Origin of the sequence: Acinetobacter sp. GD03645 (genome assembly GCF_029845285.1) — a bacterium.
GTDB lineage: Bacteria > Pseudomonadota > Gammaproteobacteria > Pseudomonadales > Moraxellaceae > Acinetobacter > Acinetobacter corruptisaponis.
This window is the reverse complement of sequence record NZ_JAOCLL010000029.1, coordinates 11433-27750: the sequence shown is the minus strand read 5'-3', so window position 1 is coordinate 27750 and position 16318 is coordinate 11433. Positions and strand designations below refer to the sequence as shown.

Sequence of the window (16318 nt, the reverse complement as noted above, 5' to 3'; positions counted from 1 at the left end):
ATGGGTGGATTTTTTATTGGCTTAAATATACAACCTGAAGTTGCAGGCTGGTGGTGCCATTAAAGACATTGCGCTCCAGCGTATACACCAGGTCAACATAGCCCAGCATCGGGTTGAACTCAAAACGGTCTGCCGCATTAAAGACAATGGCATCCACAATCTGCTGTCCAAGCGCCAGTTTTAGCTTTAAATGCTGGTCTTTCAACCAGCGATAGTCGATGACCTTAAAGTTTCCCTCAAACTGAGGCAGCGGAAATTTCTGTCCCCACGGGCCAAGCTGCTCAATCCAGTTCAGGGTCGCAAGGTCCAATGCCGTATCTGGCAGTTCACCATCCGTCCACAAGGTTGCCTGAAACAGCTCCTGATCCATTTCCGCAATATATTGGATGAAGATCTGCCTAAACTCCTCAAAATGAGCTTTATTCAGGGTAAGGCCAGCGGCGGCGGCATGTCCACCAAAATGGCTGACCAAATGGGGATACTGCTCCGCCACCTGTTCAATGGTGTCGCGAATATGAATGCCCTCGATTGAACGCGCCGAACCTTTAATATGAATCCCATCCTCATCAGGGGCAAATACCAAACTTGGACGATGAAACTGTTCCTTTAATCGCCCAGCGACAATACCAATCACACCCTGATGCCACTGTTCATCAAACATCACCAAAGCCGCAGGTAAATGTTCCGTTTCCAACTGAATATGTTGTAAAGCACTGAGTGCCTGTTGCTTCATCGCACCCTCAACCTGACGGCGCTCGATATTTAACTGGTTTAATTGCTGGGCAATTGGATAGGCACTTGCCATATCGGGCGCAAGCAGGCACTCTATCCCGATTCGCATGCTTTCCATACGACCAGCCGCATTGATACGTGGTCCAAGCACAAAACCCAAATCCTGTGCACGCAGGCTTGCAGCATCCCGCCCTGCAATATCCAGTAGGGCCAGAATTCCTGCTCGACACTGGTGCTGCTGAATCCGCTTAAGGCCCGCATCAATCAAAATCCGATTGTTATTGTCCAGTGTTGCCACATCGGCATAGGTGCCCAAAGCAACCAAATCCAGATACTGCGTCACCTTGCTGCTGCTTTTACCCTGTTGGCCGCGATGAGATGACAACTTCGCCAGCACATAAAACGCCACCCCCACGCCTGCCAATGCCTTGCTTGGAAAGTCACAGCCCAACTGGTTGGGATTCACCACGGCCTCTGCGGATGGGGTTTGCTTGGTGGTCAGGTGGTGGTCAGTGATAATCACCTTCATCCCCAAAGCCTGTGCCGTTTCAACCCCTGCATGGCTGGAGATGCCATTATCCACCGTAATCAGTAAATCTGGCTGATAGGTCTGCTGTGCCAGTTCAGCAATTTTAGGCGTGAGCCCATAACCATACTTGAAACGGTCAGGCACCAGATATTCAACCACTGCGCCCATCTCTTGCAGCACCAAAACCATCAGGGCGGTACTGGTCGCACCATCGGCATCATAATCACCAATAATGACAATCTTCTGCTGCTGCTCAATCGCCTGATCGATCAGTTCAACCGCCGTGTCCAGTCCCTTGAGAGTGGGTGCAAGCAGATGCTTGAGTTTAAGCTCAAGTTCCTGTTCAGACTGAACGCCACGTCGTGCCAATATTTCAGCAATGAAAGCTGGCACGCCCTGAAACTGTTCAGGGCGTGTAAGTAAGGGCCTTTGTTGAATTTTTATCTGGGTCATTTATGGCATCAAACGCTGTATGGTCCAAAGTCCATTATGTTTTTCATAACTTAGGCGGTCATGCAAACGGTTTGGTCGTCCCTGCCAGAACTCATAATAGTCAGCTTGCAGACGATAACCGCCCCAAAACTCAGGCTTGCTAAGCTCGTCCTGATCAGCCACCTGCTGCTGCAAGTCCTGAAAACGCTGTTGTAACACGTCACGGCTGCTGATCACACCACTTTGCGGTGTGCTGATATGTGCCGCAATCTGGCTGTCACGCGGACGTTTCAAATAATAGTCAGTCGATTCCTGTTCGGAAATCTTGATGACTTTGCCACCGATCCGTACCTGCCGTTCCAGACTTGGCCAGTAAAACAGCAACTCGGCATAAGGATTCTCAGCAAGATCCATTCCTTTCTGGCTGTCATAATTGGTATAGAAGTCATAGCCCATTTCCGTCGCACCACGCAGCAACACAGTGCGCACATGCGGACGACCCTGTGCATTTGCAGTCGCCAATGACATGGCATAGGGTTCATGCAGATTTGCAGCAAGCGCATGGTTAAACCAGTTCAGGAACTGTAGATGTGGACTATCGTTGATTTGTGCTTCATGTAGTTCACCTTGCTCATAGCTTAAACGCAATTCACTCAGGTCTTTGACTAGATCACTCATATTTTCTCTCTGACGTGAAACAATTGAGCATCGGGCATATACCATACGCCCCTACCAATATTTATGCTGCTTGAGCCTGGGTGCGTACCGCATCTGCCAGATGATTTGCCAGTGCTTCAACTTCCTCAAGTTGATCACCCTCAACCATGACCCGAATCACAGGTTCGGTTCCAGACTTACGGATCAACAGCCGTCCACGGCCCTGAAGTTGTTGTTCCGCTTTCTCAAACTCTTCAACCAGCGCAGGAATTGAGTATGGGTCAATCATCTGTTGCAAACGTACGTTGACCAGCACCTGCGGGAACAGTTCAAAACCCGCCACCAGTTCATGCAGTGCCTTGCCCTGTTCCACCATCACCGTTAATACCTGCAATGCAGCAATAATGGCATCGCCAGTGGTGCTTTTATCCAGCGTTAGAATATGCCCTGACGGTTCCCCACCAATCGCCCACGCATTTTCTTCAAGTGCCTGTAACACATAACGGTCACCGACTTTGGCACGTACAAAGCCTACATTGGCTTGCTGCAAGGCCAGCTCCAGCGCCATATTGCTCATCACGGTGCCCACCACACCCGCTGGCTTGTTTTTCGCCTGTGTCGCAAGGATGTAAAGGATATGGTCGCCATCAATCAACTGACCATTTTTATCCACCATCACCACACGGTCTGCGTCACCATCAAAGGCAATCCCAAGGTCAGCCTGATGCTCGACCACCGCTTTCTGCAATTGTTCAGGGTGGGTTGAGCCACAGTTTTCATTAATGTTTAAACCATCTGGCTCGTTATAAAGTGAAATAACTTTCGCTCCAAGCTCACGGAACACGGACGGCCCGACGTTGTAAGCGGCACCATGGGCACAGTCCACCACAATCTTTAAGTCATTTAAATCAAAATGATAGGGAAATGAGGATTTACAGAATTCAATATAGCGTCCATTGGCATCCTTGACACGAACACTTTTACCCAGGTTCGCTGTATCATCTATGAGCAGTTCTTTTTCCAGTTCCTGATTAATTTCATCCTGCAAGTGATCGGGAAGTTTTTTACCCTCGCTGGAAAAGAATTTAATGCCATTATCAAAATAAGGGTTGTGCGATGCCGAAATCACAATGCCCGCATGTGCATGCAGGGCACGGGTTAAATGGGCAATCGCTGGTGTTGGCAAGGGTCCCAGTAAATGCACATAGACACCCGCGGCATTCAGGCCCGACTGCAACGCCGCTTCCAGAATATAGCCAGATAAACGGGTATCTTTGCCCAACACAACAATTGGCTTGTTTTTAGGGCTGTTTCTTTTTAATACTTTTCCTGCCGCAAAACCCAGTTTTAATGCAAACTCAGGGGTAATCGGCATTTGCCCGAACTTGCCACGAATACCATCAGTGCCAAAATAACTCATTTTTTACTCACTTTCTTATGTTTTATATGACGCTGTGCCATATCTTTATTCATGCTTTCACTTTACACCAAAACAAAAAAACCGTCAGTGAACTGACGGTTTTTCCAACGGCTAAATTACCAAAAATCAACCAACTCGATAGTTCGGCGCTTCCTTGGTAATGGTCACGTCATGTACATGTGATTCCGACATACCTGCTGAGGTAATTTTCACAAATTTCGCATTTTGACGAAGCTCTTCAATCACGGATGAACCTGTATAGCCCATAGAAGAACGTAAGCCACCCATCATTTGGTGTACGATGTTACCCATCGGGCCTTTGTATGGAACTCTGCCTTCGATTCCTTCTGGCACCAACTTCTCAGCACCCGCTTTAGAGTCCTGGAAATAACGGTCAGCGGAACCTGTTGCACCCGCCATTGCCCCCAAAGACCCCATACCACGATACGCTTTATAGTAACGACCCTGGAAGAATTCAACCTCACCTGGCGCCTCTTCAGTCCCTGCAAGGAGTGAACCGACCATGATGGTGCTGGCACCCGCGCCAATCGCTTTCGCCATGTCGCCAGAGAAACGAATACCACCATCCGCAATCAGGGGAATTTGGTCTTTCAATGCATTCGCGACACTGTCAATTGCAGAAATTTGTGGCATACCAATACCCGCCACAATACGAGTGGTACAGATTGAACCAGGACCGATCCCCACTTTTACCGCATCCGCACCTGCATCAAGCAAGGCCAACGCCGCATCACCCGTCGCAATGTTTCCACCAATCACCTGAACCTGTGGATAGTTTGCCTTTACCCAACGAACGCGTTCAATCACACCTGCTGAGTGACCATGTGCGGTATCCACCACAATCACATCCACGCCAGCATCAACCAATGCTTCCACACGGCTTGGTGTCTCCGCACCTGTACCCACCGCGGCGCCCACACGTAGACGGCCAAGGTCATCTTTACAACTGTTTGGATAGCTTTCAGCTTTACGGAAATCAGTCACCGTAATCAAGCCCTTGAGTTCGTTGTGTTCACCAACGACCAACACTTTTTCAATACGGTGTTTTTGCAGCAATGCCTGAATGTTTTCTTTAGACTCGCCCTCACGAACAGTCACCAGACGGTCCTGACCTGTCATGATGTTGCTGACAGGTTGTTCAAGGTTGGTTTCAAAACGTGTATCACGACCTGTCACGATACCCACAACCTTGCCATCCTTAACCACAGGCACACCGCTAATATTATTCGCCTGGGTAATCGCAATCAGCTCACGCACAGTGGTTTCAGGGGTAACGGTGATTGGGTCTTTCACCATACCCGCTTCAAATTTTTTCACACGGCGCACTTCAGCGGCTTGCGCTGCAATGTCCATGTTTTTATGCAAAATACCAATACCGCCATTCTGCGCCATCGCAATCGCCATACGTGACTCAGTCACTGTATCCATTGCAGCAGAAACGAGGGGGATATTCAGTTGGATGCCGCGAGTTAAACGTGTCTTTAAGGAGACATCTTTTGGGAGAACAGTTGAGTAGGCAGGAAGTAATAAGACATCATCGAAGGTCAAGGCTTCTTGAACGATGGTCAGCATAACAATCTCACTGGTAATTTCCGTGAGCTATTATAAACAAATTTTGCCGTGATTTTCATTTTCTATGATGAAAATAATTTATAGGCACTGACTGTCCCTGTCCTGCCTTAAAAAATTCTAACTGATCTCGGCTGGAATACTGAACACATATTCATTCATCAGGTCCACCCCACATTCCAGACCCTCAATCCAGTCCAGAAACTGGTTGATCATCTCTTTTCCAACAAATGCGGTGCCATGCTGCGGCACAATCATGTCGAGGTCCATCTGGCGAACCATATTCACCCACAAACGGATGACCTTATTGGAACACATATAACGCTGATGGAAGCCTTTCATCTTCTTGATATGTAATTCAAAATCGGTAATCGGCTGGCTGGCATCATCAACAATTGAGGCCCCCATATCCCCTGAAAAAAGAATTTTGGCGACTGGATCATAAAACTGGAAGTTGCCTACCGAATGCAGGAAATGGGCTGGAATGGCAACAATCGCAGACTCACCCAATGCAATCACCTGACCTGTATCAGGTAGCTCAATCAGTCGTTCCTCCCAGTCTCCTTTCATGCGGTCGCTCATAAATGCAGAGTTTAGGTGCGGTAAAAAGCGTGCCCATAGCTTGGATGCCACCACCTTGGCATCGGTATAGACCAGCCAGCGCGGCATTGAGGTGATGATGTCAGGGTCCTGATGTGATGCCATCACATAGTCCAGATTTTTCAGTTTGGTATAGCGGTTTAACTCCATGGTTAAGGGCACATAGGTCAGGTCGCCCCCTGGATCGAGCACTGCGGCGCGGTCATGGTCAATAATCAGGAACTGGTTGGCCTGAATGCCCTCACCTTTCACCAAACTGGTAAAACTAATGCATTTATGTGTACCATTATCAAATAGTATTTGCGATGTAGTCCGCTCAAAGCTCATAACAACCCCAGAAAAAACCTTTAAATATGAAATATTTTAATTCCATAACAAAATAATGGGATTTAGCCCATGTTTCAATCTAATATTGGACTTTTATCGTAATTTATAAGAAAAAACCCATAACGAGGTATGGGTCTTGTTTATATGCCTGGGAATGAGTACTAGAAATAATAATGCTGCACCAATGCCGAAATACCGACCACAAGGAAGATCGCGGCACCAATTTTATGAATCAATGAGATGGGGAGCTTATCTGCCAGTTTGTCGCCAATAAATACCGCTGGCGCATTGGCAATCATCATCCCTACCGTTGTACCACACATCACCCAAAACACACTGTCAAAACGTGCCGCCAGGGCAACCGTGGCAATCTGGGTTTTATCACCAATTTCTGCCAGAAAAAACAGGATAAAGGTTGCACCAAACACACCAAATCTCTGCCATTTATTGATGCTTTCAGTTTCATCACCCAGTTCATCGGGGATCAGCATCCAGATCGCCATGCCAATAAAACCGAGCGCAAGAATCCACAACAGGACTTCAGGGCTAAGTACCGTGGTAATCCATTGTCCCAGTACCGCGGAGAGGCCATGATTGATGGTGGTGGCCAGTAAAATGGCAATTAAGATGGGAATCGGTTTACGGAAACGTGCCGCAAGCAGCAATGCCAGCAGTTGGGTTTTATCGCCCATTTCAGCAAGGGCAACAACTGAGGTGGAGATGAGAAATTCATACATGATTGAATGCTCTGGCTAGCAAAATATACCGATGACCTATCCCTCCTGCTAGCCAAAATCAAATGGATTGATTGCAGAGTGATAAATCAAAGGTCTTGCCAACAAAAGCACAGCTGAAAAGCTGTTTTTGGTTCTTTGCTATGATGACCATGTTCTGTTGAACAATTATGTTGATCATCACCTCTCTACTTTGCGTAAAGAGCGGCTACTCCCCAATGAAGTGGTTTTATTTTACCAAAGAATTAAATCGTTTTAAATCGCTAGACTCAAAATTTTTGGTAAGCCCAAATCAGCACACGGACGATGCCCAGTAAAAAGGCCAAATAGACACTGAGGCCAAGAAAACCAAAGCTGCCCGCCACTTGCGCCACCCACATGCTGGGCCTGATATTCCATTGCCATGACCACTGTCGCCACCAGCATTTCCAACCCCATTACAACATACATCACCCAAGCCCACGGAAAATGCAAATAGCTGACCCACAACCCCATCAGGACAAAAACGATGAGTAGCAATGGCAGCATCACCCGATAAATCACCAACATCCTTGCACCAATTCTAAAAAGTGTTTTGAATAATGAATTTTTATTTTATCGCAATTGCCAAATAAATGATCATCATAAAAAGAAAACCCCGCTTAGGCGAGGTATTCTCAATTTAAAAATCTTTACAGCAACAAACTTCGAATATCCTTTAACAGTTTGGTCAATTTATTGCTAAAACGCGCCGCATCCGCACCATTAATCACCCGATGGTCATAGGACAGTGACAATGGCAGCATTAATCTTGGATCAAAGTCCTTACCGTTCCACACAGGCTGCATGGTTGCAGGTGAGATACCCAAAATTGCCACTTGCGGCCAGTTCACCAATGGCGTAAACGCTGTTCCACCAATACTGCCCAGACTGGTAATGGTAAAGTTGGCACCTTGCAGGTCTTTTGGTGACAACTTACGATCACGTGCCTTCTGGCTCAGCTCAGCCAACTCAGTGGCAATCTGCTTAATGGATTTCTGGTCAGGATTACGCAATACAGGAACCGTTAAGCCATCTGGCGTTGCCACCGCAATGCCCATATGAATTTCGTTACGCAGCAGCACCGACTTCTGGTCATCTGCCAAATGCCCAGCAAAATAAGGCTCCTCTTTCAGCAAATGTGCAACCGCTTTGGCAATAAAGGCCAAGATAGTGAGGCTAATGCCCTGCTTTTTAAAGCCGTCTTTAAGCTCGCCACGCCACGCTTCTAATTCCGTGATATCTGCCAAGTCAAACTGTGTCACTTGAGGGATGAAATTATTCAATGACAATTGCGGCACAGACACCTGCTGTAAACGGGTCATTGCTTTCACTTCACCACCGCCAAAGGCACTAAAGTCTGGCAATGCTGGCAAACCAGCAGTGACTGCCGCCGCTTGGGATGAGGAAGCGGCCTGTGGCGCGGTTAATCGTGTTTTCACATAGGCAAACACATCTTCCTTAATCACACGGCCATGCTCACCCGAAGCTTTTACCTGAGCAAGCACCACTCCCAGTTCACGCGCCAGTTTACGCACGGCGGGGCCTGCATAGACTTTAGCGTTATCTTCTTCCTGTGCCTTGGTCAGTTTCTCTGCCTGCACAGGAGTGGCTGGTGTCGATGCTGTCGGTTGCGGCTTCGCTGTGGCTTTACTTTCTGCTGGAACCGCTGCCTGAGCCTTGGGCTTTGCTGGGGCAACTTCCTCGCCACTCACCTCAATGGTTGCCAGCGCCATGCCCTGACGGACTTCCTGATTCGGTGACACATGGATGGCTTTCACAATACCCGCAGATGAGCTTGGCACCTCAACCGAGGCCTTATCAGACTCAACCACACACAAGCTTTGCTGTGCTTCGACATGGTCACCCACATTCACCAGAATTTCTGAAACCAATGCCTTTTCCACACCCAGATCAGGCACGGTAATTTCCAGCTCACCTGTTTCTGTACTGGACGAGTCAGTTTCCTGCGTTTTATCTGGTTTGGCCTCTGGTTCAGGTGGCGTATCTGTGTGTGTAGTCTTGACCTGAATCAATACCACACCCTCCTTAACGCTGTCACCCTCTTTGATCTGGACCGCCTCAACAACACCAGCAACTGTACTGGGTACTTCCACCGTGGCCTTGTCCGACTCAACCACCACAATACTCTGTTCAGGTTCAATCTGGTCACCCACTTTAACCAGCACTTCCGCAACCAGCGCCTTTTCCACACCAATATCTGGAACTTTCACATCAAGCACTTGGCTGGAAGCTGCTGCCTGAGTAGTTTCAACTGCTGGCTTAGCTTCTGGTTCTGCTTCCACCACAGGCTTTTCTTCTGCTTTTGCTGCATCGGACTCTGGCTTCTCCTGCCCAGGTGATTCAGCAGTTTGAGATTCATCTTCCAGCTCGATCAGTGCCACGCCCTCGGTAACCTCATCGCCTTGCTGAACCAGAATATTTTTGACGATGCCTGCCTTGGTGCTTGGTACTTCAACCGTTGCCTTGTCTGACTCCAGCACCAAAAGGCTGTCATCAACGGCAACATGATCACCGACTTTCACCAGAATTTCCGCAACCAGCGCCTTATCTACGCCAATATCAGGTGTTTGGATTTGCATAATCAGTTCCCCTCACCTGCTTGATGTTCATGATATTCAGCCACCGCCTGTACCTGAGGATGCGCCTGCGGTGCCCATGCCACTGGACGATCTGTATCCAGTTCAAAAGAAGAAATCGCGTCCTTGACTAGACGGTTTTCAACCTCACCTTCATCCGCCAGTTTCTTCAGGGTTGCCACCACGATATGGGCCGCATCCACACCGAAATAACTACGCAGGTTGCCACGGGTATCCGAACGGCCATAACCATCGGTACCCAAAGTCACGTATGGACGGTTGTCTGGTAGATAGGCACGGATTTGCTCGCTGTAGGCACGCATATGGTCGGTAGCAGAAACAACAATACCATCCGTACCGCGTAACTGTTTTGATACCCATGACTCTTGTGCTGTCTCTGTCAGTGGATGTAGACGGTTATATTCATCACATGCCATCCCATCACGCGCCAGCTCATTAAAACTGGTGACACTCCACACATTGGAATGGATTTGATATTCATCACGAAGAATCTTCGCCGCCTTGATCACCTCGCGCAGAATCACACCTGAACCGAGCAACTGAACAGTTGCCTGCTCATCTTTCTCTAATAAATACATCCCGCGTTTAATGCCCTCTTCAACCCCCGCTGGCATTTCAGGATGCTCATAGTTTTCATTCATGACCGTGAGATAATAGAACACCCGCTCCTGATCCTGATACATGCGTTTCAGGCCATCATGCACAATCACCGCAAGTTCATAGCCAAAGCAGGGGTCATAGGCAACACAGTTTGGAATGGTACCTGCCAGAATATGCGAATGGCCATCCTGATGCTGCAAGCCCTCACCATTCAGTGTGGTACGGCCAGCGGTCGCGCCAAGCAGGAAGCCCTGCGCCTGTGCATCACCCGCTGCCCATGCAATGTCGCCAATACGCTGAAAACCAAACATGGAGTAGTACATATACATTGGAATCATCGGCAGGTTATTGGTTGAATAACTGGTGCCCAATGCTGCCCATGCGCTCATTGCACCCGCCTCGTTAATGCCTTCCTGTAGCATGTGCCCATCTTTGGCCTCACGGTAGTTCATGAGTTGCTCATTGTCTTCGGGCGTATATTTCTGTCCGTGTGCCGCATAAATTCCCAGTTGACGGAACATCCCCTCCAGACCAAAGGTACGTGCCTCATCGGGTACAATCGGCACCACATGGTCCTTGATGGCCTTTTCTTTCAATAATGCCGAGATCAGGCGCACCATCAGCATAGTGGTGGACTGCTGCTTCTCACCACTGCCTTTCAGTACAGCATCAAAAATGGAAAGCTCTGGAATTGGCAGGGAGGTGCTGTTCTTACGGCGCGCAGGCAGGTAACCACCCAAAGCCTCACGACGCGCTTTCATATATTTCAGTTCAGGCGAGTTTTCCGCTGGGCGATAGAATGGCAGTTCTTCAAGCTGTTCATCATTAATCGGCAGGTTAAAACGGTCACGCACATACTTCAATGAATCAAGCTGCATTTTCTTGATCTGGTGGGTTTTATTGACCGCCTCGATTTCATCGGACAAACCATAGCCTTTGACTGTCTTGGCTAAAATGACGGTTGGCTGCCCCTTGCTCTTGGTTGCCTCCGCATAGGCGGCATAGACCTTGTAGGGATCATGTCCACCACGGTTGAGCGCATCAATATCTTCATCACTGAGATTCTTGACCAGTTCAGCCGCTTCTGGATATTTGCCAAAGAAGTTCTCACGGGCATAGGCACCACCTTTCACCTGATAGCGCTGGTAATCGCCATCCACAGCTTCTTCCATACGCGCCTTTAATGCCCCTGAACTGTCCTGGGCAAGTAACGGATCCCAGTGACGGCCCCAGACCACCTTAATCACACGCCACCCAGCGCCACGGAAAATCGACTCCAGTTCCTGAATGATCTTGCCATTGCCCCGCACTGGTCCATCCAGACGCTGCAAGTTACAGTTCACCACCCAAACCAAATTATCCAGCTTCTCACGACCTGCCAGTGAAATGGCTCCCAGGCTTTCAGGCTCATCCATTTCACCATCACCGAGATAGGCCCAGACTTTGCGATCCTCTTCCTTGATCAGGCCACGATTCATCAGATACTTTTGAATATGTGCCTGGTAGATCGACATAATGGGGCCAAGCCCCATCGACACGGTTGGGAACTGCCAATAGTCAGGCATCAGGTAGGGATGCGGATAACTCGGAAGCCCATTGCCCCCCACCTCACGGCGGAAATTATTGAGCTGTTCTTCGGTTAAACGGCCTTCCAGAAAAGAACGCGCGTAGATACCAGGTGCGCAATGACCCTGATAATAAATCATGTCACCGCCGAAATTATCCGAGGCAGCACGGAAAAAATGGTTAAAGCCCACATCATACAAAGTGGCGGAGGATGCGAAGCTGGCAAGATGCCCACCGAGGTCATCCCCAGTTTTATTGGCACGCAACACCATCGCCAGGGCATTCCAGCGAATCAGGGCGCGAATACGGCGCTCCATGTCCTGGTCACCTGGCATCGCAGGTTGCTCTTCAACTGAAATGGTGTTGAGGTAAGGTGTATTGAGACGTTGGATTGGAACGTGTTTTGCAATTGCCCGTTGATATAGTTTTTCTAGTAAGAAAGCGGCGCGTTCCGTGCCCATATGTTGTAATACTGAATCAAATGCTTCTTGCCATTCCTGGGTTTCCTGCGCGTCAGAGTCGCCATAAAACGCCATACAATTCACCTTTTCCCTTAAGTTATTTTGTCGGTACTATTTCTATCATGTTTTACTTTGATAAGGATATTGCCCTAGGTGAATATAAAACTCCTTATTATTTTCTCACTAAATAGTCATTGACCTAATTCAAACAAAAATATAAAAAAATCGCCAATAAAGGCGATTTTTCACAGTATTTATATACAACTGTTAACAAATTAAATTACGGTAACATTGCGAGATAGGTTGATGGATTTTTACGTTGACCATCCTTAACCACTTCAAAATGTAAATGTGGTCCTGTACAACGGCCTGTACAACCGACATTGGCAATGTGCTCACCTGCATTGACACGGTCACCTGCATTCACCAGTAGGCGTGATGCATGGGCATAACGGGTGATGTAGCCATTGCCATGATCAATTTCAACATACTGGCCATAACCTGTGCCCCAACCCGATTTGGTCACCACACCTGGGCCTGTGGCATAAATTGGCGTACCTGATGGTGCCGCAAGGTCCACACCTGAATGATGGCGGGTTGAACCCAGTAAGGTTCGGGTTCCCCAGGTGGAGCTCACCCGCCCTTCCTGTAGTGGATGGCTCACCAGCCAGGAATAGCCTGTATTCGCTGAGAATGTCGCTGCATTGTCCTGGGAGGAAATTGCCGAACGACCATATTTCTTTTCAATGGTGGCATTGTTCAGCTCAATGGTTTTTTCACGTAGTTTAACAGACACGTTCGAAATGGCTGGTAGATCCAGATCATCTGGATGAGTATATGAACCCTGTGCCAAGGTTTGTGACAACTGTTCTAAACGGTCACCCTCTGTTGCCTGGGTGATATTCTGGTAGTCTGCAAAAGCAACTGACGCAGCTGACGCAGCCAATGAAAATGCGAGTAAAATACGACGCGTATGATGCATAAAAAACCTCTTGAAACCGTCCTTAAAAAGTTCCTTTATCATCTCTTCCTTGATCACAGTTGAACTGAACGCTTAAGATGGACACACAACCTCCGAGGAAGCGAATATGTCTGAGCCTAGCAACGTTTTTCAACAGAAAGGACAACACATAAAAACTGGAAACTTAACGTTTCTAACGACGCAAGTTACCCAATGGAAACAACTTACGAAAATTATTCAACCCTTGCTGCCCCAACCAGAGCAATGGCAGGTTGTTTGTTATCAACATGGTGTCTTGACCATAACTGGTGAAAATCAGGCAATGATTAGTCAACTCAGCTATTTACAAAGCAACTATGTTGCGCAGTTAGCCCAACTTGAAAGCCTCAGGGAATTACGAAAAATCCAGGTTCGGTTAAGACATAAAACCACTGTCCCTACAGAACCATCTCCCCCGTCTAAAGCACTAACTTCAGAGACCCAAGAGCTATTACGCAGCGCCGCTGAATATGTGAGCGACCCTAAGCTTAGCCAAGCTCTACTGCGTTTGGCAAGCAATAAAAAGTAAATCGCTTATCTTAAGCATTGAAATACAAAGTTGTTTATGTGACAAAAATCTCAGTTTACATTGATACAATATAACGTTACCAAGAAAAGACAATGACTTATGTCACACTCACATAAGGAATCGGACAGTCATTCTCGTTATTAAATGTTACAATTTCATAGCAATCTGGATCATTCTGAACATTGCGCAACAACTGGTTATTCAGCGCATGCCCCGATTTATAGCCATCAAACTTGGCAATCACCTGATGTCCCAGCAGGTATAGATCACCAACCGCATCCAGAATTTTATGTCGCACGAACTCATCCGCGAAACGCAGTCCTTCTTCATTGACCACGCCTGTATCATCAACACCAATCGCATTTTCCAGGCTTGCGCCCAAGGCCAGATTGTTGGCTTTCAAGTAGTCCAGGTCTTTCATAAAACCAAAGGTTCTCGCCTCACTCACCTCATAAACAAATGTTTCCGTTGAGAAATCAATGGTGGCCGACTGGTATTCCTTGGCAAAAGCAGGATGGTCAAAATCAATGGTGAAATTCAGCTGGAAACCTGAATGGGGGGTAAAGATCGCACGCTTGTCATCAAACAATGCCTCAACAGGTTTTAAAATGCGAATAAACTTTTTGGCGGCGTCTTGCTCGGCAAGTTCACCCTGCATGAGCAAATAGATAAATGGCCCCGCACTGCCATCCATGATGGGCACTTCAGAGGCAGACACCTCAACAATCAGGTTGTCGATGCCAAGCCCTGCAATCGCGCTCATGACATGCTCAATGGTTCCCACCTTAATGTCTTCACGGACAAGGTTGGAGCACATGAATGCTTCCTGGATCAGCAAGGCATTTGCAGGGATATCAACAGGTGGATTCAGGTCAATGCGGCGAAAGACAATGCCTCCATCAATATGGTGTGGAACAAAATTGATCAGCACTTTTTGACCACTGTGCAGACCAATACCGCTCGCTTTCACCACACGCTTGAGAGTACGTTGTTTCACCATGCCATGCTAACTTCATTTGCAAAAACCGCTATAACTTAGCATATTTAGGGCGTTTTGACACTTGATAAATCGAATCGGTTGTTGGCAGAAATGTCAACCCGCATCTTATCCCAAAAAATAAAAAAGGGCATAATTGCTTATACCCTTTTTCTGACCATATGATTTTATTATTTACGCTGTTGATTTTTCAGGTAATCCTGAATACTCATTGGCGATGAACGTGGAGTCGAACTCGGTGCCGCGGTTGCAGGCGCCTCAGTATTGGTACGCTTGCTAATCGCAGGTACATCATCTTCATCCACAGGCTGCTGGGCAGCTGCCTGAACGGGTGCATGATGCGCAGTTACAGTACGTTTCTTATGCTCAACCTCAGACGCATTACGGGTCAGGCCAGTGGCAATCACCGTCACACGTAGTTCATCACGCGCATCTGGATCAAACACTGTACCGTAGAAAATCTCACCCTCGTCCAAGTCAACAATCTGATTGACGACATCAGTGATGATCTCAGTTTCACGCAGGGTAATATCATCCCCACCCGTGATGTTGATCAGCACACCTTTAGCGTTGATAATATTGACATTATCCAGCAATGGGCTACGAATTGCCTGTTCAGCCGCCTGACGGGCACGGTCTTCACCACGCCCCAGACCCGCACCCATCATGGCATAACCACGGGTACTCATCGCGGTTTTCAAGTCAGCAAAGTCAAGGTTGATGTGACCACGGTTTACCACAAGGTCAAAGATACTGCGAACCGCATTTAGCAATACATCATCTGCCTTTTTATAGGCATCTTTCATTGAAATGTCACCATAGACGCTAAGTAGGCGCTGGTTTGGAATGATGATCAATGAATCAACATGCGCTTCTAAAGCATCAATGCCTTTTTCAGCAGACTTCTGGCGACGGCGGCCTTCAAAGTTAAATGGTGTGGTCACGACACCTACTGTCAGAATACCCATTTCCTTGGCAACCTCGGCCACCACAGGCGCAGCGCCTGTACCCGTACCACCACCCATACCTGCGGTGACGAATACCATGTCCGTGCCTTCAAGGTGCTGACGGATAATTTCACGACTTTCTTCTGCCGCAATCTGGCCCACTTCAGGATTTGCACCCGCACCCAAACCACGTGTGCTCTGTTCACCCAATTGAATTTTAAACGGCGCATTCATGCTATCCAGCGCCTGCTTGTCTGTATTGGCACAGACAAACTTTACACCCTGAATGTCAGACTGCACCATGTGCTGGACAGCATTACCACCACCACCACCAACCCCAAATACTGTGAAACGGGCTTGACCGTTGCCATCGTCTAGTTCATCTTCTATAAATTCAAATGAGGCCATGACCTTTAGATTTCCTAATATATAAATGGCAGTTACTTCAGCCCGTTACTGCCCTGATTTTTAAAACAACTGATGTTTAGGATGCTGTTCAATAATACCCAGCTTGTCAAGTCCAGTGACTTACGATTACAACTTCCTAACAATTTTTCC

12 protein-coding genes, 1 pseudogene and 1 riboswitch are annotated in these 16318 nt (G+C 47.8%); of the genes and pseudogenes, 1 reads left to right on the top strand and 12 read right to left on the bottom strand.

Going from position 1 to position 16318, the window contains the following annotated elements; genetic code table 11:
* Window positions 1-13: 13 nt before the first annotated feature.
* From recJ to N5J47_RS17035, 10 genes and pseudogenes are all read right to left on the bottom strand, one after another.
* Window positions 14-1714, bottom strand: coding sequence for a single-stranded-DNA-specific exonuclease RecJ (gene recJ, locus N5J47_RS17080; protein WP_279961186.1), 1701 nt, complete (start codon window positions 1712-1714; stop codon window positions 14-16).
* Window positions 1715-2371 carry a pyridoxamine 5'-phosphate oxidase gene (pdxH, locus tag N5J47_RS17075; protein WP_279961185.1) on the bottom strand — a complete coding sequence of 219 codons (657 nt, stop codon included), beginning with the start codon at window positions 2369-2371 and terminating at the stop codon, window positions 1715-1717. It abuts the gene before it with no gap.
* Window positions 2372-2432: 61 nt separating this feature from the next.
* Window positions 2433-3770, bottom strand: a complete 1338-nt coding sequence (glmM, locus tag N5J47_RS17070) for a phosphoglucosamine mutase (RefSeq protein WP_279961184.1) — start codon at window positions 3768-3770, stop codon at window positions 2433-2435.
* Between the two features lie 126 nt (window positions 3771-3896).
* A complete protein-coding gene (gene guaB / locus N5J47_RS17065) occupies window positions 3897-5363 on the bottom strand; it encodes an IMP dehydrogenase (protein ID WP_267981265.1) in 1467 nt (488 codons plus the stop codon).
* A gap of 117 nt (window positions 5364-5480) precedes the next feature.
* Window positions 5481-6287, bottom strand: a complete 807-nt coding sequence (locus N5J47_RS17060) for an MBL fold metallo-hydrolase (RefSeq protein ID WP_279961183.1) — start codon at window positions 6285-6287, stop codon at window positions 5481-5483.
* Window positions 6288-6448: 161 nt separating this feature from the next.
* Window positions 6449-7024, bottom strand: coding sequence for a TMEM165/GDT1 family protein (locus N5J47_RS17055; protein ID WP_279961182.1), 576 nt, complete (start codon window positions 7022-7024; stop codon window positions 6449-6451).
* A gap of 85 nt (window positions 7025-7109) precedes the next feature.
* A riboswitch (yybP-ykoY riboswitch) is annotated at window positions 7110-7250 on the bottom strand.
* 40 nt (window positions 7251-7290) lie between these two features.
* Window positions 7291-7570: pseudogene (locus N5J47_RS17050) on the bottom strand (hypothetical protein).
* 122 nt (window positions 7571-7692) lie between these two features.
* On the bottom strand, window positions 7693-9642 hold the full coding sequence (locus tag N5J47_RS17045; RefSeq protein ID WP_279961181.1) for a 2-oxo acid dehydrogenase subunit E2: 1950 nt from the start codon (window positions 9640-9642) through the stop codon (window positions 7693-7695).
* Between the two features lie 2 nt (window positions 9643-9644).
* Window positions 9645-12362 (bottom strand): pyruvate dehydrogenase (acetyl-transferring), homodimeric type, encoded by a 2718-nt coding sequence (gene aceE / locus N5J47_RS17040; protein ID WP_279961180.1) that lies wholly within the window; start codon window positions 12360-12362, stop codon window positions 9645-9647.
* 205 nt (window positions 12363-12567) lie between these two features.
* Window positions 12568-13269: a M23 family metallopeptidase gene (locus N5J47_RS17035; protein ID WP_279961179.1), complete on the bottom strand. Its 702-nt coding sequence runs from the start codon at window positions 13267-13269 to the stop codon at window positions 12568-12570.
* A gap of 106 nt (window positions 13270-13375) precedes the next feature.
* Here N5J47_RS17035 and N5J47_RS17030 point away from each other — a divergent pair, with 106 nt between their 5' ends.
* A complete protein-coding gene (locus N5J47_RS17030; protein ID WP_279961178.1) occupies window positions 13376-13816 on the top strand; it encodes a DUF721 domain-containing protein in 441 nt (146 codons plus the stop codon).
* Window positions 13817-13913: 97 nt separating this feature from the next.
* Here N5J47_RS17030 and lpxC read toward each other — a convergent pair whose 3' ends face one another.
* Window positions 13914-14816 carry a UDP-3-O-acyl-N-acetylglucosamine deacetylase gene (gene lpxC / locus N5J47_RS17025; RefSeq protein WP_279961177.1) on the bottom strand — a complete coding sequence of 301 codons (903 nt, stop codon included), beginning with the start codon at window positions 14814-14816 and terminating at the stop codon, window positions 13914-13916.
* Between the two features lie 167 nt (window positions 14817-14983).
* A complete protein-coding gene (gene ftsZ, locus N5J47_RS17020; RefSeq protein WP_279961176.1) occupies window positions 14984-16168 on the bottom strand; it encodes a cell division protein FtsZ in 1185 nt (394 codons plus the stop codon).
* Window positions 16169-16318: the final 150 nt, after the last annotated feature.